The sequence below is a fragment of the Kocuria sp. UBA5001 genome (assembly GCF_002398425.1).
In the GTDB taxonomy this organism is placed as follows: Bacteria; Actinomycetota; Actinomycetes; order Actinomycetales; family Micrococcaceae; genus Kocuria; species Kocuria salsicia.
In genome coordinates this window covers 373-17315 of sequence record NZ_DGYR01000019.1, presented here as the reverse complement: position 1 = coordinate 17315, position 16943 = coordinate 373, and the positions used below count along the sequence as shown (strand labels likewise).

At 68.1% G+C, this 16943-nt stretch carries 18 protein-coding genes; 14 read left to right on the top strand and 4 right to left on the bottom strand.

The window, feature by feature from the left end; genetic code table 11:
- The first annotated feature begins 132 nt into the window (after positions 1-132).
- The 10 genes from B3G12_RS10890 (at position 133) to B3G12_RS10845 (ending at position 8643) form a co-directional block, all read left to right on the top strand.
- Complete coding sequence (locus B3G12_RS10890; protein ID WP_094393256.1) at positions 133-1386, top strand: glycosyltransferase 87 family protein; 1254 nt, start codon at positions 133-135, stop codon at positions 1384-1386.
- 11 nt (positions 1387-1397) lie between these two features.
- Positions 1398-2540 (top strand): hypothetical protein, encoded by a 1143-nt coding sequence (locus B3G12_RS10885; protein WP_290500335.1) that lies wholly within the window; start codon positions 1398-1400, stop codon positions 2538-2540.
- A 65-nt stretch (positions 2541-2605) separates the two neighbouring features.
- Positions 2606-3025: a TM2 domain-containing protein gene (locus B3G12_RS10880; RefSeq protein ID WP_144941554.1), complete on the top strand. Its 420-nt coding sequence runs from the start codon at positions 2606-2608 to the stop codon at positions 3023-3025.
- 129 nt (positions 3026-3154) lie between these two features.
- Positions 3155-3460: a 30S ribosomal protein S6 gene (rpsF, locus tag B3G12_RS10875; protein ID WP_055084970.1), complete on the top strand. Its 306-nt coding sequence runs from the start codon at positions 3155-3157 to the stop codon at positions 3458-3460.
- 127 nt (positions 3461-3587) lie between these two features.
- Positions 3588-4223, top strand: a complete 636-nt coding sequence (locus B3G12_RS10870) for a single-stranded DNA-binding protein (RefSeq protein WP_094393259.1) — start codon at positions 3588-3590, stop codon at positions 4221-4223.
- Positions 4224-4289: 66 nt separating this feature from the next.
- Entirely contained in the window at positions 4290-4526 is a 237-nt protein-coding gene (gene rpsR / locus B3G12_RS10865) for a 30S ribosomal protein S18 (RefSeq protein WP_055084974.1), read from the top strand.
- Between the two features lie 20 nt (positions 4527-4546).
- The gene (gene rplI / locus B3G12_RS10860; RefSeq protein WP_055084976.1) at positions 4547-4996 is read left to right on the top strand and encodes a 50S ribosomal protein L9; all 450 of its coding nucleotides are present in this window, start codon (positions 4547-4549) and stop codon (positions 4994-4996) included.
- A gap of 206 nt (positions 4997-5202) precedes the next feature.
- A complete protein-coding gene (locus tag B3G12_RS10855) occupies positions 5203-5508 on the top strand; it encodes a hypothetical protein (RefSeq protein WP_055085003.1) in 306 nt (101 codons plus the stop codon).
- Positions 5509-5860: 352 nt separating this feature from the next.
- The gene (dnaB, locus tag B3G12_RS10850; RefSeq protein WP_055085005.1) at positions 5861-7168 is read left to right on the top strand and encodes a replicative DNA helicase; all 1308 of its coding nucleotides are present in this window, start codon (positions 5861-5863) and stop codon (positions 7166-7168) included.
- A 125-nt stretch (positions 7169-7293) separates the two neighbouring features.
- The gene (locus B3G12_RS10845; protein ID WP_290500328.1) at positions 7294-8643 is read left to right on the top strand and encodes a threonine/serine ThrE exporter family protein; all 1350 of its coding nucleotides are present in this window, start codon (positions 7294-7296) and stop codon (positions 8641-8643) included.
- 88 nt (positions 8644-8731) lie between these two features.
- Here B3G12_RS10845 and B3G12_RS10840 read toward each other — a convergent pair whose 3' ends face one another.
- A complete protein-coding gene (locus tag B3G12_RS10840; protein ID WP_145011206.1) occupies positions 8732-9235 on the bottom strand; it encodes an FBP domain-containing protein in 504 nt (167 codons plus the stop codon).
- Positions 9236-9761: 526 nt separating this feature from the next.
- Between B3G12_RS10840 and B3G12_RS10835 the strand changes: the two genes are divergently transcribed.
- Together B3G12_RS10835 and recQ are read left to right on the top strand one after the other, a co-directional pair.
- Positions 9762-10904, top strand: a complete 1143-nt coding sequence (locus tag B3G12_RS10835; protein ID WP_290500325.1) for a Fic family protein — start codon at positions 9762-9764, stop codon at positions 10902-10904.
- 70 nt (positions 10905-10974) lie between these two features.
- Positions 10975-12825: a DNA helicase RecQ gene (gene recQ / locus B3G12_RS10830; RefSeq protein WP_290500323.1), complete on the top strand. Its 1851-nt coding sequence runs from the start codon at positions 10975-10977 to the stop codon at positions 12823-12825.
- A 28-nt stretch (positions 12826-12853) separates the two neighbouring features.
- Here the strand turns inward: recQ and B3G12_RS10825 are convergent, their stop codons facing one another.
- Together B3G12_RS10825 and B3G12_RS10820 are read right to left on the bottom strand one after the other, a co-directional pair.
- A complete protein-coding gene (locus B3G12_RS10825; RefSeq protein ID WP_290500321.1) occupies positions 12854-13702 on the bottom strand; it encodes an alpha/beta fold hydrolase in 849 nt (282 codons plus the stop codon).
- A gap of 76 nt (positions 13703-13778) precedes the next feature.
- Positions 13779-14072, bottom strand: coding sequence for a hypothetical protein (locus B3G12_RS10820; RefSeq protein ID WP_290500319.1), 294 nt, complete (start codon positions 14070-14072; stop codon positions 13779-13781).
- Between the two features lie 86 nt (positions 14073-14158).
- Between B3G12_RS10820 and B3G12_RS10815 the strand changes: the two genes are divergently transcribed.
- Positions 14159-14890, top strand: a complete 732-nt coding sequence (locus B3G12_RS10815; RefSeq protein ID WP_290500317.1) for a helix-turn-helix domain-containing protein — start codon at positions 14159-14161, stop codon at positions 14888-14890.
- Between the two features lie 24 nt (positions 14891-14914).
- Here the strand turns inward: B3G12_RS10815 and B3G12_RS10810 are convergent, their stop codons facing one another.
- A complete protein-coding gene (locus B3G12_RS10810; protein ID WP_098055728.1) occupies positions 14915-15388 on the bottom strand; it encodes a MarR family winged helix-turn-helix transcriptional regulator in 474 nt (157 codons plus the stop codon).
- Between the two features lie 175 nt (positions 15389-15563).
- Here B3G12_RS10810 and B3G12_RS10805 point away from each other — a divergent pair, with 175 nt between their 5' ends.
- Entirely contained in the window at positions 15564-16856 is a 1293-nt protein-coding gene (locus B3G12_RS10805) for an MFS transporter (protein ID WP_186367255.1), read from the top strand.
- Positions 16857-16943 lie beyond the last annotated feature (87 nt).

Below are 16943 nucleotides of genomic sequence, written 5' to 3'. Positions count from 1 at the left end.
CTCCTGACGGCGCGTGCGCGGCGTCGTCGTCGCAGGAGGTGGCGGCACTGCGTTCACGCGCCGCGGCGTGTGGATCACCCGCCCTCGTGGAACACTTGGGGCCAAACGTCGTCACGGCCGAGGAGTACCCGCATGAGCCTGGAAGGTGCGCGCAACAGGTCCGGAGGAAATGCCGGTCTGGTGCTGCTGGGCCTCGGCCTCTACACGGTCATGATGGCCTACCTGCTGCGCATCCCCTGCCGTGTGCCGGACTGGCACATGGCCGAGCAGGTTCCCCAGCTGTGCGCCACCGTGATCGGCACGGGGGACCTGGGCGTGCACTCCACGGACGTGGCCAACGGGTTCTTCACCGGTGGACCCACCGGAGACCAGCCGGTGCTCGTGGGCATGATCACCACCATCATCGGGTGGTTCGCCTCCAACCTCTCCTCCCTCATGGGCTTGGACGTGGGGCAGGGCTTCTACCTGGACCTCTCCCTGGTGCTTCTCGCCCTCGTGTGGCTCGCGATCGTGGCCGTGGTCTCCTCGCTCAGCGGCAACCGCCGCACGGACGCGCTGGTCATGGCGCTCGCACCCGTGATCGTGCTCGTGGGCTTCCAGAGCTGGGACCTGTGGGCCGTGCTGTTCATGATGCTCGCGCTGCTCGGCTACGTGCGCGGAAACCCGGCGCTCGCCGGGATCATGGTGGGTTTCGGCGCCTCTGTGGCGTTCTTCCCGGTGGTGGTGCTGGTGGCGATCCTCATCATGGCCGCGCGCCACCGCTTCCTGAAGGACATAGTCTCCGCGCTGCTGTGCGCGGTCATCGCGTGGGCGCTGATCAACGGCACGTACATGATCACCTCCTGGGACCGTTGGCGCGCCCAGTTCGGGGACATGGTTCGCTCGGACACGGAGCGCTCCTCCCTGTGGAACGTGTGGACCTCCGTGGTGGAGCCCCGCACCGGAACGAGCCTGGGCGACGGCGGCCAGTACGTGCTGCTGAGCATGGTCCTGGGCCTCGTGTTCGTCCTGCTCGTGGCGCTGCTGAGCAAGCGCGAGCCGTCCGTGGTGCAGGTCACCTTCCTGCTGCTCGCCCTCTACATCCTGCTGGCCAAGGAGTACTCGCTCAACTACGTGGTCTGGCTCGTGCCCCTCGTGATCCTGTGCCGGCGCAACTGGATCGAGTTCGGCCTGTGGCAGGTGGTGGAGATGCTCTACTGGGCCACCGTGGTGCTGCCCTCCTCCGCGTGGCCCACCTTGCCGTGGATCGAAGAGTTCGGCTGGAGCGCCCAGGACCTGCTGGCCGTGGTGCGCTACCTGTTCCTGATCTACCTGGTGGTGGCCGTGGTGGTGGACATGTTCCGCGGGCGCAAGGCGGCGGCGCTGGGCGCCTCGGCCGTGCAGTAGGGCGCGCACCGATGACCGACGGAGAGCGGGAGTCCTCCGCGCCCGTGAGCATCCCCGCGTGGAACACCCTGCGGCGTCCCCTCGCGCTCATCCTGGCGGTGGTGGTCGTGACCGTGGCGGCGTGGGCCGCGGTGGCCAACTACGTGGTCGTTGCCCGGGATCCCCGGGCACCGGTGGACGCCTACCTCGGCCACCTCGAGAACGGCAGCTCCCGCCAGGTCCTCGCACCCCTGCTCGTGGGCGGCGGCCAGAACCTCGCACAGCTGCTCCCCAACCGGGTCTACCGGGCGGCGGCCGACCGGCCGGTGGGGCACGATGTCGTGGGCACCATGGTGCAGGGCCGGCACGCCGTGGTCTCGGTGGACGTCCACCTGGGGGGCGGCTCCACGGTCCGGCGCACCTACACCGTGGAGCAGGTCAGCGCGTGGGGCCCGTTCAACGACGCCTGGCGCCTGCTAACACGCGACGACACCAGCGTGGAGGTGCGCATGCCCGGGCCCCTGGACGCACTCGCGGTCAACGGGGAGAAGGTCCGCCCGGACGCCGGGCACGTCACGTCACCGGACTCCTCGCGGCCGCACGCACGGGCCTGGCGCTTCGAGGCGCTGCCGGGACGGTACGACGTCGCGCTGCCGGGTGACTCCTACCTCCTCACCAAAGAACATGCCACTGCAGCAATATCTCTCACCGACCCGCGCCCGGCGGTGACCGAGGAGCTCACGGTGGCACCGTCCCCGCGCATGTGGCAGTCGGTGGAGACCGAGGTGCAGCGCACGCTCGGGGCGTGCGAGCGGGATCTGCAGTTCGACGCCGCGTCCTGTCCCGTGCCCCGGGAGCTGGAGCGGGCGACGTCGTCCGCGTCCGGGACCGCCAGCGCCTCACCGGACGAGGGCGGGCTGCCCGGGGGAGTCTCCAACGTCCGCTGGGAGGTGACATCCCGGCCCTCGCTCCTGCTGCAGCCGGACGCCGAGGAGCCCCTCGCGTTCCACGCGGCACGGTTCCGGGCGACCCAGGCGAAGGTGACGTGGCTCGAGAACGGGCGGCAGCGCAGCGGCACCGTGCGGTTCGGGATCGACGTGAGCGCCCGGAGCAACGGCGAGGAGCTCACCACCGAGGTGCGGTTGCGCTCAGCGCTGACCGACGCCGAGAAGTGAGTTTTACGCTTTTACCATGGAGGTGGCTGCACCACGGCAGCCGGGGACGAGGAGAGGGGTCCGCCATGGCCGATGAACCCGAGTACTACAGGGCCGAGCCGCTGCCCCCGCGCGACCAGAGTGCCCGCGGCTATGGCCAGGGCAAAGGGTTCGGACCCTCGGGCGGTTCCAGCCAGTGGGGCCAGGGTTGGCCCGTGAGCCAGCCCGTGAATGTCAACGTGGTGGGCGGGAAGTCCACCGTGCTCGCCTACGTGCTGTGGTTCTTCCTGGGTCAGCTCGGGATCCACAAGTTCTACCTCGCGCAGCCCGTCCAGGGCATCTTCTACCTCCTGCTCGGCCTGATCGGCTGGGCCACCGTGGGCATCCTGGTCGGCTGGATCTTCCTGGTCCCGCTGTGGATCCTCATGTTCATCGACCTCTTCGTGATCCCCGTGCGCGTGGCCGTCCTCAACGCCCGGCTGGCCCGCCGGGTGGGTGGCTACTGAGGCGCCGCTGTAGTAAAGTAGGCAAGTCTGTGTGCCGTGCGTTCCACGTTGCCGGCACCGACATACGCACAGAACCTCCTGCTGTGGAGAGACCGCAGCCGCTTAGCCCGAAGGAGGTGGGTTCTTTACATGCGTGAATACGAACTGATGGTCATCCTCAACCCCGAGGTGGAGGAGCGCGCCGTCGAGCCGACCCTCAAGAAGTTCCTCGAGGTCGTCACCAAGGAGAACGGCACCGTCGACAAGCTCGACATCTGGGGCCGTCGTCGCCTGGCCTACGAGATCCAGAAGAAGTCCGAGGGCATCTACGCCGTGGTGAACTTCACCGCCGAGCCGCAGACCGCCAAGGAGCTGGACCGCGTCCTGAACCTCAACGAGGCCGTCATGCGCACCAAGATCATCCGTCCGGAAGAGCAGAAGATCCACGGCAAGTGAGTTGAGCGTGCACGTCCATCCGGACTGCACACCGCGTGCCCACGAACGGGGTCCCGCACCCCGACCGTGACATGCTTTTCAACTCACCGTGTCTCGTATCCAGCGTCCACAGAATCCGGAGGTTCACATGGCTGGCGACACCGTCATTACAGTGATCGGAAATCTGACTGCCGACCCCGAACTGCGCTTCACGCCGTCCGGAGCCGCCGTGGCCAACTTCACCGTTGCGTCCACCCCGCGTGCCTTCGACCGGCAGAGCAACGAGTGGAAAGACCAGGAAACTCTTTTCATGCGCTGCTCCGTCTGGCGTGAGGCCGCGGAGAACGTCGCGGAGTCCCTCACCAAGGGCACCCGCGTGATCGTCCAGGGACGGCTCAAGGCACGCTCGTACGAGACCAAAGAAGGGGAGCGCCGCACCAGCACCGAGCTGGAAGTGGACGAGATCGGCCCCTCCATGAGGTACGCGACCGCCAAGGTCAACCGGAACTCGCGCGGCGGAGGCAACTCCTACGGTGGGAACCAGGGCTTCGGCGGCGGTCAGGGCGGCTTCGGTGGAGGCCAGAGCAGCAACCAGGGTGGTTTCAACGACCAGCAGGGTGGCGGCTTCGGCGGAAACCAGGGCGGTCAGGGCGGCGGGTTCAACGGGAACCAGGGCAGCCGTGGCGGCCAGCAGCAGCGTCAACAGGGTGGTGACCCGTGGGGCCAGTCCTCCGGGGGCAACTACGACTGGGGCGCCGACTCCGAGGACGAGCCTCCCTTCTAAACCTCATCACAACCACCCATCCCGCAGGTGCGCCTGCGGGCTCCGCACCAGAAAAGGAGCACCACGATGGCCAAGGCTGAAATCCGCAAGCCGAAACCAAAGCAGAACCCGCTCAAGGCGGCCGACATCACCGAGATCGACTACAAGGATGTCGCCCTTCTGCGCAAGTTCATCTCCGATCGCGGCAAGATCCGCGCTCGCCGTGTGACCGGCGTGTCCGTCCAGGAGCAGCGCAAGATCGCCCAGGCGATCAAGAACGCTCGTGAAGTGGCACTGCTGCCCTACTCCGGCGCTGGCCGCTGATCAGAGAGGACTGAGAATTCATGGCAAAGATCATCTTGACCCAGGAAGTCTCCGGGCTCGGTTCCGCGGGCGACGTGGTGGACGTGAAGAACGGCTACGCCCGTAACTTCCTGTTCCCCCGCGGCTTCGCGACCCCGTGGTCCCGCGGCGCCGAGAAGCAGATCGACTCCATCAAGCAGGCCCGCGCCACGCGCGAGCTGCACTCCCTCGAGGATGCGCAGGCGCTCGCCGCCAAGCTCACCTCCACCACGCTGACCGTTCCGGTCAAGTCCGGTGCCGAGGGTCGCTTGTTCGGCACGGTCCGCGCCGGTGACATCTCCGCCGCAGTGGAGAACGCCGGTCTCGGCTCCATCGACAAGCGTCGCGTGGACCTCACCCAGCGCATCAAGACCACCGGTGTCTACCAGGCCGTGGTCCACCTGCACGAGGACGTCAACGCGAACATCGAGTTCGAGGTCGTGCCCGCCTGATCACCAGGCGATCACGCACCGCGCGCTGAGGAACTGCCCTCCGTGTGACGGCTCAACGAAGGAACCCCGTGGCTTCGGCCGCGGGGTTCCTTCGTGTCCAGGGCGGGTGAGCCGTGGTGCTCGACGATCCCACCCGCGTGGACACGTGCGTCGCCGCGCCCGTCCAGTCACCGTGGAGCGGGGCATGGCACCATGTCTGGGTGAGCATGAGAGCCTCCCGTCCGAGAACCGGCAGAAAACTGTTCTGGGCCGCATTCGCGTGCGCGATCCTCACCCCGCTGCTCTTCCTGGGAGGCTTCACGACCGGCAACGGCTTCGGGTCGCATACAGCCATGACGATCCTGTTGGTGGGGATGGTGCTGAGCGTGGTCACGTCCCTGGTGACGTTCGTCATGGGGGTCGCGGGAACCGTGGCGTTCCCGGCGCTGCGCGGGCGCTACGTGCTGGTGCTGGTGCTGTCCGTGGTGTTCTCGCCCCTGCTCTGGCTGCTGCTGTTCGCGCTCTTCGCCTGAGTTCTCCCCAGAGGGGGCGGTTTTCCACAGCCGAGTCCACATGCTGTGCACACCGCCGCACGGCGTGTTCCACAAGATCTCCACAGAGTTTTCCACAGGTTGTGAATGACTGACCTCGCCTGGGTACGACGACGCCGGCTGGTCGCCCGTGGCCCCCACCGGGAGACGGCTGGGGGAGCTGGAAGCCAGCCGCGCGGCGGCGTCGTCCCGGCTGCGTGACGGCGCTTCTGCGCGTCTGAGGGCGGTGCGAGAATGTACCGGGCGCCGCACCGGGTGGGCGCCTCCGACGTGATGAAAGTGGGTAAGGGTGTCCGAATACTCCTCCGGGCCGCGCGAGGACTACGGCCGCACCATGCCGCACGACAACCAGGCCGAGCAGTCGGTGCTGGGCGGGATGATGCTCTCCAAGGACGCCATCGCGGACGTGGTGGAGGTGCTGCGCGGCGTCGACTTCTACAAGCCGGCGCACGAGAACATCTACGATGCCGTGGTCTCCCTCTACGGGCGCGGCGAACCGGCGGACGCCATCACCGTGGGGGACGAGCTCACCAAGAACGGTGAGATCGAGCGGATCGGCGGGATCGCGTACCTGCACTCGCTGATCGCCTCAGTGCCCACGGCCGCGAACGCGGGGTTCTACGCGGAGATCGTGCGCGAGCGCGCCGTCCTGCGGCGGCTCGTGGAGGCAGGCACCAAGATCGTGCAGCTGGGCTACGCGCACGACGGCGAAGTGGACGACATCGTCAACGAGGCCCAGGGCGAGATCTACCAGGTGGCCGAGCGGCGGACCGCGGAGGACTATGTCCCGCTGAAGGACGTCATGGAAGCCACCGTGGATGAGATCGAGGCCGCGGGCAGCCGCTCCGGGATGCAGGGCGTGCCCACCGGGTTCGTGGAGCTGGACGAGCTCACCCACGGGTTCCAGGGTGGGCAGATGATCGTGATCGCGGCGCGACCGGCCATGGGCAAGTCCACGCTCGCGCTGGACGTGGCGCGCTCCGCGTCCATCAAGCACGGGATGACCTCGGTGATCTTCTCCCTGGAGATGAGCCGCAACGAGATCGCGATGCGTCTGCTCTCCGCGGAGGGCACGCTGAACATGCAGGACCTGCGCGCGGGCACGCTGCAGGACGACCAGTGGGCGAAGATCGCGCAGATCATGGGCAAGATGAACGAGGCGCCGCTGTTCATCGACGACTCCCCGAACATGTCCCTCATGGAGATCCGCGCCAAGTGCCGCCGGCTCAAGCAGAAGCACGACCTCAACCTGGTGATCCTCGACTACCTCCAACTCATGAGCTCCGGGAAGAAGGTGGAGTCCCGTCAACAGGAAGTCTCCGAGTTCTCCCGTGCCCTCAAGCTCCTGGCAAAGGAGCTGGACGTGCCCGTGGTGGCGCTGTCCCAGCTGAACCGTGGCTCCGAGCAGCGCCAGGACAAGAAGCCGCAGGTGAGTGACCTGCGTGAATCGGGGTCAATTGAGCAGGATGCGGACATGGTCATCCTGCTGCACCGCGAGGACGTCTACGACAAGGAGTCCCCGCGCGCCGGTGAGGCGGACGTGATCGTGGCCAAGCACCGCAACGGTCCCACGAAGACGATCGTGGTGGCGTTCCAGGGCCACTACTCACGGTTTGCGAACATGGCGCTGGAGGGGTTCTAAAGTCTTCAGCTCCCCGTCTTGTGCTGCGTTGCGGGCGAGCCGAGCTGCGCCTTGCGTCCAACCTCCCACCCCCTGGGATCGCACCCACCTCGCCCGTAACCCGCCCGTCCCACTACGCTTTGTTGGTGCTCACCACTGAACAGGCTGCTTACAAACTCGCCTTCCAGATTGCGGACGCCCTGATCCGCAGCGGGGCCGGGTCCGCCAACACCACCAAGTCCCTGCTGTCGATCTTTCGCAAGACGGACCTGCGGGACGTCACGGTGAGCGTGGGCCTGGGGCAGGTGACCATCAGCCACCAGGATGCGCCGGACGAGGCGCCGAGCACTCGCGTGTTCGAGTCCCAGCCCGGGACCCTGGACATCCAGCTGCGCACGGCCACGGGCGAGGTGCTGGAGGACTTCGTGCTCGGCCGGATCTCTGCAGAGGAGGGGATCCAGCGCATGGACGAGATCCTCGCGGAGTCCCGGCACATCGGCCACCGTCTGACGATGACCGGTTTCGCGATGTTCGGTGTCGGGTTCGCTCTCATCCTGGGCGGAAGCTGGCCCACCGCCCTCACGGCCGCGATCGTCTCCGCGATCGTGTACGGCGTCTACGCCCTCGTGCAGCGGATCAAGGCCCCGGAGGTCTTCAGTCTCGCGGCCGGGGGGTTGATGGCGGTGCTGGGGGCGACCGTGGCGGGGGTGCTCTTCGACATCACCCAGACGGCCGTGTGCATCGTGGCCGCGCTGGCCGCGTGGCTCGCGGGGATCGCCGCGTACGGTGCGGTGCACGACGTCATCACCGGGTGGTACGTCTCCGCCTCCGGGCGCATCTTCGAGGCCATCACGAGCACTGCCGGTCTGGTGGCCGGTGTGACCATCGGGATCCACGCCATGCGGCCGCTCGTGGGGGACTCCGTGGACTACATCGAGACGCTGCAGATGGACGACTCCCGCTGGGCCCTCACCGTCCTTGGTGCCGCCGTGGTCTCCGCCGGTTTCGCGCTCGCCTCGGGTGGTCGTGGGTGGAAGCTGGTGTCCCTCGGTCTATTCGGCGGCCTGGTGCAGCTGGGGGTCCTCGCCATCACCGCCACGGGCATCAGTTCGTTCGGTGCCATTCTGATCGCCTCGATCGTCGCGGGCATCCTGAGCGTCACCCTCACCCGCGCCCTGAACCTGGCCTCGAACGCCACGCTCGTGGTCGTCCTGCTCCCGCTGTTCCCGGGAATGCTCGTCTACCAGGGTGTCCTGGGCGTGATCTTCGGCCTCGAAGACGCCGGGGAGAACGTCCTCGAGGCCGCGATCACCGCATTCTGCCTGTGCATGGGCGGCATGCTCGGACAGTACGTGGCGTCCGAGATCCTCTGGGCCGGGCGGCGTCGCCAGTTCGTGCGTCACCACCCGGGCCAGAAGTTCCGCCGCGAGATGGCGAACGAGGAGAACTTCAGCGACATCATGGTTCCGATCTTCTCCAAGCCCTTCACCAGCTGACGCGGGCGCAGATCAAGCTGGGGCGGTCCGCGCTGCGCGCCCGGCGGCGGGGTGGGTCCTGCCCGCGTCCGCCCCGCCGCGGAGGCCGCTACTTCCCCATGGCCTCGGCCACGCGCTCCACGAGCCCTCGCATGTTGGCGAGCGTGCGCTCTGCGCGCTCCTCCGGGCTCATGGTCTCCTCCATCTGCCGGATGCCCTCGGGCTTCCGCCGCCCCAGTGTGTAGTCGCTGCACGCCAGGTTCGAGCACACGTAGGTGCCCACGGAGTTGTAGCGGTCCTTCGCGGTCTTGGAGCGCTGGATCGATACCAGTGAGACGCCGCTGGCCGGGTGCAGCGTCAGACAGATCTGGCACATGCGGGCGCCGCCGCTCGTTTTCTGCGCGTTCTTCTCGAGCACCAGTCCGCGCAGCCCGTCCTCGGTCTCGACGACGACGTAGCCCGCCCGCGGCGACTTCGGGTCGTACCAGCCCAGGAAGATCTGGGACTCCCAGTCCCCGTGGAGCACGTCCTGCGGGATGTTGATGCGCTGCGCGGCGCCCTTGGAGCAGTTGACGAAGCTCTTGCGGATCTCGGTTTCTGTATGCGTATTCATGTTATTTGGTCCTTCGAGGATGGCCTTTCCCTGCCTGCCACGTGCGGGTCAGGGCGGCGCGCGGGCGCCCGGGTGTCAAGGGGCGCGGTGGGGGAGGGCGGCGTCGTCGTGCCGTGTGGTGCGGGAGGGCGACGGCGTTCGGCGCGCTCGTGGAGCACGGTCGCCGCGGGGAGGTGGAAAGGGGTGGGTGAAAGCGCACGACGGGGTGGTCTTCACCCGCCGCGTCCGGTCAGCGCTGTCTAGTGCCGGCGTTGAAGAAGCCGGCAACCCCCTGACGCACGAAAGCCTCGTTCCTCCACGGCTGTGGATCTCGAAAACGTACGGGGACAGTTTAGATCCACCGTGGGGCTGCCCACCACCTGGCATCGGGTCGCCCAGAAGGGTATCCCGCTGGAGGTGAGCGTCAAGTTCCCATACTCGTAGAAGTCAAGAATTTACAAGTGGGTATTGCCTCCTTTCCCCGTGTTTCTAGGGGGCAGAGGCTCCGATGTTCAAATCTGTCTGATCCTCGGATAAATTTTGATACATGCAACCCATGGTCTTCCCCGAGGTCGATTTCGCGAGTGCGCTCGTGACGGATCTGTTCGCCCTGGAGCGGGTGCGCGTGGATTTTCGTACTGAGCACCTTGACGACCCTCTTGGCCTGGAGCTGCGCAGGCTGTTCCAAGGTCTCACGAGCGTCATGTCGGCACGCATCGAAGGGAACCGGACCACGGTGGCGGATGTCGTGGCCGAAGCCCGGCGGGCCGCGGCCACGGGAAAGCCAGCAGCAGACGCCGTGCGAGAGATTCTGCAGCTGGAGCAGGCAACTGACTACATGGACGAGTTGGCAGCCCGTGGAAGGCTGTCCCTGACTCATGGGCTGATCCGTGAACTCCACCAGCTCGCCGTGCAGGGACTCGAACGTGAAGGTGACGAGCACCCGGGCAGCTATCGAACAATCCCCGTCGGGATCGCTGGAGCGTCCCACGTCCCGCCCGCACCCGGGTCCGTCCAGGCGGACATGGGCCAGCTCCTGGAGTTTGCAAACAAGGAAGTGCCCGCACAGCACCAACTCCTCCAGATCGCGCTGGTCCACCACCGGTTCGTCTGGATACATCCGTTTGCCAATGGTAACGGGCGGGTCTCACGCCTGCTGACGTACGCCATGCTGAGCAACCAGGGCTACACCTCCAGGAGCGCCGCGCGTCCGCTCAACCCCACAGCAGTTTTTGGTGCCGACCGGCAGTCGTACTACGACCACCTCGCGGGAGCGGACTCCCTGAGCCCGGAGGGGGTGCTGGCCTGGGCCGGGTATGTGATCCACGGCCTCAAGGACGACATGGACAGGGTCAGTCGGCTTGCTGCCCCCCGCTTCATTTCCGAGGAGGTCGTGGTGCCCTCGGTCAATGCCGCCCTCGCGGCGGGGGAGCTCACGGAGACGGAGGCAGATGTGATCTACGCGGTGGCGCGCCAAGGGGAGGCCAAAGCGGGCGATCTCGAAGACGTGATCAAGGGGTCTCCGTCGAACAGGAGCCACCGTCTGCGCCGCATGGTCGAGTCCGGGTTGCTACAGAAGATGTCAGGGCCGGGGCGGTACGTGGTGAGTCTGCATCGCAACGTTCTGACCAAGCACGTGGTGCACCGCCTCAACCAGTTGGACATGCTCCCGGCTATCCTGCGTGACTGAGGTGCGGGACTGTCCACACGACGGCAGGTGAGCGCACAGTACCCCAGTGCTCAGCACCTACCCTGGAGGCATGACTTCCTCCGCCACAGCCACCACATCCCTGGGCGTCCTGCAGGAGGTTTTCGGGTACGACGCCTTCCGTGGGGAGCAGGCGGAGATCATCGAGCAGGTGGTGGGTGGCGGGGACGCCGTGGTGCTGATGCCCACCGGCGGCGGCAAGTCCCTGTGCTACCAGATCCCCGCACTGTTGCGGGACGGCACGGGCGTGGTGGTCTCCCCGCTGATCGCGCTCATGGCGGACCAGGTGGCCGCGCTCGAGGCCGTGGGCATCCGCGCCGCGTACCTCAACTCCACCCTGGAGCCCTACGAGGCGCAGGAGGTGGAGCGGAAGCTTCTCGCCGGGGACATCGACCTGCTCTACATGGCCCCCGAACGGCTCATCCTGCCGCGCACCGTTGAGCTGCTGAAGCGCGCACCGATCGCCCTGTTCGCGATCGACGAGGCGCACTGCGTCTCCCAGTGGGGGCATGACTTCCGCCCCGACTACATGGGGCTGTCCGTGCTTGCGGACGCCTTCCCGGATGTTCCCCGCATCGCACTCACCGCGACCGCCACGCGGGCCACCCACCAGGAGATCACCGAGCGGCTGCGCATGGAGGACGCGCGGCACTTCGTCTCCAACTTCGACCGCCCCAACATCCAGTACCGGATCGAGCCCAAGGACCGCGCGAAGGACCAGCTGCTGCGGCTCATCCAGTCGGAGCACCCGGGGGAGGCGGGCATCGTCTACTGCATGTCCCGCAAGAGCGTGGAGTCCACCGCCGCGTGGCTCAGCGCCCGCGGGGTCGACGCCATGCCCTACCACGCGGGTCTCGACGCCGCGGTGCGCCAGGACACGCAGGTGCGGTTCCTGCGGGAGGAGGGAATCGTCGTCGTCGCCACGATCGCGTTCGGCATGGGCATCGACAAGCCGGACGTCCGCTTCGTCGCCCACCTGGACCTGCCCAAGAGCATTGAAGGCTACTACCAGGAGACAGGCCGCGCCGGACGCGATGGTATGCCCGCAACGGCATGGATGGCATACGGCCTGGGCGACGTGGTCAACCAGCGGCGCATGATCGACCAGGGCGACGGATCTGACCTGCACAAACGCAATGCGCGCTCGCACCTGGACGCCATGCTCGCCCTGTGCGAGACCACGGACTGCCGCCGCGTGCAGCTGCTGCGGTACTTCGGCCAGGACTCCGAGCCGTGCGGCAACTGCGACACGTGCCTGAACCCGCCCAAGGTCTGGGACGCCACCGTGCCCGCCCAGAAACTGCTGTCCACCCTCATCAGGCTGCAGCGCGAACGCGGTGAGCAGTTCGGCTCCGGCAAGGTCTTCGACATCCTGCTGGGCCGCAGCAACGAGCGCACGGAGGCGTCGCGCCACCAGGAGCTGAGCGTGTGGGGGATCGGGCAGGACCTCTCCGAGCGGGAGTGGCGCTCGGTGCTGCGGCAGCTGCTTGCCCGCCGGGTCGTGGAGGCCGTCGGTGATTTCGGCGTGCTCGTTCCCGGCCCGGAGGCCGGACCCGTGCTGCGCGGTGAGGGCACCCTGGAGCTGGCGGTGGACAGGGCGCCGACGGCGCGCGCGAACGGACGCGCCCGCAGCGGCGGGGGCAGTGGGCACTCGCGGGCCGCAGACACCCTGGACGAGGCCGCGAAGGAGACCTTCGAGGCGCTGCGGGTGTGGCGGACATCGGTGGCCAAGGAAAAGCAGATCCCGCCCTACATGGTGTTCTCGGACGCCACGCTCGTCGGCATCGTGGAGGCCGCCCCCGCCTCGACCGCGCAACTCAGCGGCATCAGCGGAGTGGGCGCCAAGAAGCTCGCCGAGTACGGGGACGCCGTGTTGGAGGTGCTGGGCTCCCCGGGGTCCTGACGGTGAGAACTGCCCCGGCCGTTCGGCGTCAGTCGCACGTGACGGAGGATATGCGGTCCACAATGGCCTCGGCCACCGCGGGGGCCTCGCGCTCGGGCAGCCAGTGCCCGGCATCGAGCTCGACGAACTCGTACGGCGCGTGCACGTACACCTCGGTCTCCTCCGCGGCCGTTCGGCCCAGGGCGGGGTCCCGGTTGCCCCACACAAACGTAGTGGGCATCGTGATGATGCCGTTTCCAGCATTCTTACCGGTCACGCCGTCCTTGCGCAGCATGGCGCGGTACCAGTTGATGGGCCCGCGCAGGTCGTCCGCGGTGGCGAAGCGACGCTCGTAGCGTTCCGCGGCCTCCTCGGGGATGCCCGCACGGCGGGTGAGGGTTCCCACGCGACCGGCGAGCAGACGCTCCGGTGCGGCGGGGATCTGGAACATGCCGATGTACCAGGATTTCTTGAGCTGGTCCGGGGTCTTGAGCGCGTGCCCGAGCGCGGTGGGGTGCGGGGTGGACAGCACGGTCAGCGAGGTCACCCGCTCCGGTGCGCGCAAGGCGATGTCCCAGGCGAGCACCCCGCCCCAGTCGTGGCCCACCAGGTGGAACCGCTCCGCTCCGGCCTCGTCCGCGAGGGCCAGCGCGTCCCCGGAGAGCTCCTCGCGGCGGTACGCGGCCAGCTCGGTGGGTCGGGCGCCCGGGGAGTACCCACGCTGGTCCATGGCGAGAGTGCGCAGCCCCTGCGCGTTCAGCCGCGCGGCGACGTCGTCCCAGCCGCGGGCGTCCTGCGGGAAACCGTGCAGCAGCAGAACCACGGGGCCGTCCTCCGGGCCCTGGTCGAGAACGTCGAACGTGAGTCCCTGTCGTGTGAAGCTGGTGATCCGAGTCATGCCTCCACCCTATGGCGCACGGAGGGGCTCGTCAGCCGTGGCCCCGGACCTAGGGTGGGTCTGCGGCGGAGCGGGTCTAGAAGAACCCGATGACGCGCCCAATGATGACCAGGACGGTGAACGGTGCCACGACCACGGCCAGTCCGATCAGCACGACCTTGTCCACGGCGCCCTCACCGGGGCGCTCGCGGTCGAGGTGCTCTCCGGGCGGGAGCCCGTGGTGCGGGTGCTGCGCGCGGCGGCCGCTCACCGGGAGCTGCCCGTGTACCTGTTGAGCCGCCAGGTGCGGTTCGTGGCCGTCACGCAGGAGGTGCACCGCCGGATCGCCGCGCGTCAGCTCGAGCAGCTGGAGACGGACCGCCGCATCCACGAGGTCTTCACCCAGCTGACCCTGGAGGCCGCTCCGGTCCAGCGGATCGTTGCAGAAGCCGGGCGGCTACTGGGTGCCGAGGTCGTGTGGCGGCGGCGTGCGGCGTCGCGGTGCTCGATGCGCTCGCGTGGGCGCTGGGCTGGGAGCGCACGACGGCGCTTGCTGGCCGTCTCGGCGCTGCCTCCGTGGCCGTGCTGGTGCCGCTGGCCGCGCGCACCCCTCAGGACGCCGTGGTGGAACGGGTGCTTACGGCGGCGGAGCAGCGCCTGGAGGGAGCGTGGCGGGTGCTCGCAGGGGTCTCCGAGCCAGAGTCGGGGATGATCGGCGCGGCCGCCCGCCTGGACGAGGCCGGAATGATCGCGGAGGCCGCGGTGTCCCTGCTCGCGCGGGACGGTTGCGCGGAAGGTGGCCCCTCGCAGGACGGGACCGTGGCGGACCGCGCGGCACAGCACGACGCCGCCCGGTCCGGTTCTGTGCGCTCCGGTTCCGCTCGGCGGCGGCGCTTCCGCGCACAGGACGCGCGGCTGCGCGGGCTGCTCGCGATGCTGCGCGGGGACGAGCGCGTGCAGATGTTCGCACGCACGGAACTCGGGAGCGTCCTGGACGTGGAGCGCCACGAGGACCGTGAGCTGTTGACGCAGTTCCTGGCGTGCGGCGGGAACAAGAGCCTGCTGGCCCAGCGGATCCACCTCTCCCGCCCGGCGCTCTACGGGCGGCTGGCCCGGTTGGAACGCAGGCTGGGGGTGTCGCTGGACGATCCGGAGTCGCGGACGTCCCTGCACGTGGCGCTGCTGATCACGGAGGTGGAGGGGTGCTGAGGACGGCCCGGGCGGCGTCGTGCGCTAGGACTCGGTGGGGTAGTCGCGCGGCCAGCTGTGGCCGAGGGTGGCCTCCACGCTCTCGTTGAAGCGGCGGGTGAGACGGGCCAGCGCGGTGACGTCCTCCTGCGGCCAGTCCGCAATGAAACGCTGGTAGGACTCGCGGCGGACCTCCAGTTCCTCCGCAAGACGGTGCACGCCCTCCTCGGTGGGCTGATGCTTCTTGGCGACGCCGCCCTCAGGGTCCTTGATGCGCTCGATCAGACCGCTCTTCATGGCGGCTGCGACCTGCCGGTGGACGGTGGAGATGTCCAGGCCGAAGGACTGGGCCAGCTCGGCCACGCTCATGGGGCCGCCGGCCTGCAGACGGGCGAGGAGCACGGTGGAGCTGCGGTCCAGCGCCTCCCGGCGGGACTGGGGTGGTGCTCCCTGGAGGGCGTATCTCGAGAGCAGCATGTTCTCGTAGACGAGTTCGCTCACTGAGTCATCGCTGTGCACGGTTCCATCCTTTCATCCCCGGGTGGACGGCTTCCGAGGGGCTGCCGCCGTGGCAGCTCTCAACGGCAGGCGGGGCGGAAAGACGGGGGAGCGGGGTCGTCGACAAAAATTGCATAATACAAATCCTGGGGTAATATCTTGCACTATACAAACCCAAAAACTCCAGGAGGTGCCCGTGTCGGTCGACGCGAAGGACGACGTTCCCACAGGTCAACTGCCGGTTGTGGTGGAGCAGGCCACGCCCGGTCCCGCGCACTCGGCGGGCCCGGCACGGCTGGTCACGCCCACGTTCGTGGTGGCGTGGGTGGTCAACTTCCTGCAGTACCTGACCTTCTACATGCTGGTCACCACCATGGCGCTGTACGCGGTGAAGAGCTTTGCGGCCTCGGACGCCGTGGGCGGCTTCGCGTCCAGTGCGTTCGTGGTGGGGGCGACCGTCGCGCGGCTGGTCTCCGGATACCTCGTGGACATCCTTGGCCGCCGGAAGATGCTGCTGATCGCGCTCGTCGTCGTGGCCGTGGCGTGCGCGCTGTACCTGCCTGCCGGGTCTCTGCCCGTGCTTATCGGGGTGCGTCTGCTGCACGGTTTCGGGTACGCGTTCGCGAGCACCGCCGTCATGACGATCGCGCAGTCCGTGATCCCCGACTCCCGCCGCGGCGAGGGCACCGGGTACTTCGCGCTGGGCACCACGCTGGCCACTGCGGTGGGGCCCGCGCTGGGGCTCTTCCTGGTGGGTTCGCTGAACTACACGTGGCTGTTCTGGACGACCCTCGTCACCGCCGTGCTCGGCCTGGTGCTGGGCATCTTCCTGCGGGAGCCCCTGGTCAAGCGTGAAGCCCAGGCCAACCAGGAGGTGGACAAGCAACGCGCGGCCTTCTCGCTCAGCGACATCGCCCACCCGGCAGTGCTGCCCATCGGCTCCTTCATGCTGGTGGTGGGCGTCTGCTACGCGGGCGTCATCACCTACCTCAACGCCTATGCCGAGGACCGCGGAGTCACCACCGGTGCCGCCCTGTTCTTCGTGGCGTACGCCGTGGCCATGCTGATCATGCGCCTGGTGCTGGGCAAGGTGCAGGACCAGCGCGGGGACAACGTGGTGGTCTACCTGGGCCTCGTCTGCTTCGCCGTGGCCCTGGGCATCCTGGCGGTGGCCAACCAGGACTGGCAGGTGGTCGTGGCCGGCGCCATGACTGGTCTGGGCTACGGCACGCTCATGCCGGCCGCGCAGGCCATCGCCGTGAACGCGGTGCCCGCCCACAAGCTGGGCACCGGCATCTCCACGCTGCTGCTGCTCATGGACGTGGGCGTGGGCGTGGGTCCCGTGATCCTGGGTCTGTTGCTCTCCGCCGCCGGTTTCGGGGCCATGTACGCGGTTCTCGCCGTGCTGGTAGTGGTTGCCGCCGTGCTGTACCACGCGGTGCACGGGCGGCACCCGCACGCCAAGCGGGGGCGGCTGGCGGTGGACTGACCGTCGCTCCTCCGGGGCCCGTGGCGTGTGCCGCGGGCCCCCTTTCTGTTGCGCGGCTGCTTCGGGGGGGGGGGGGGCGACGACCCC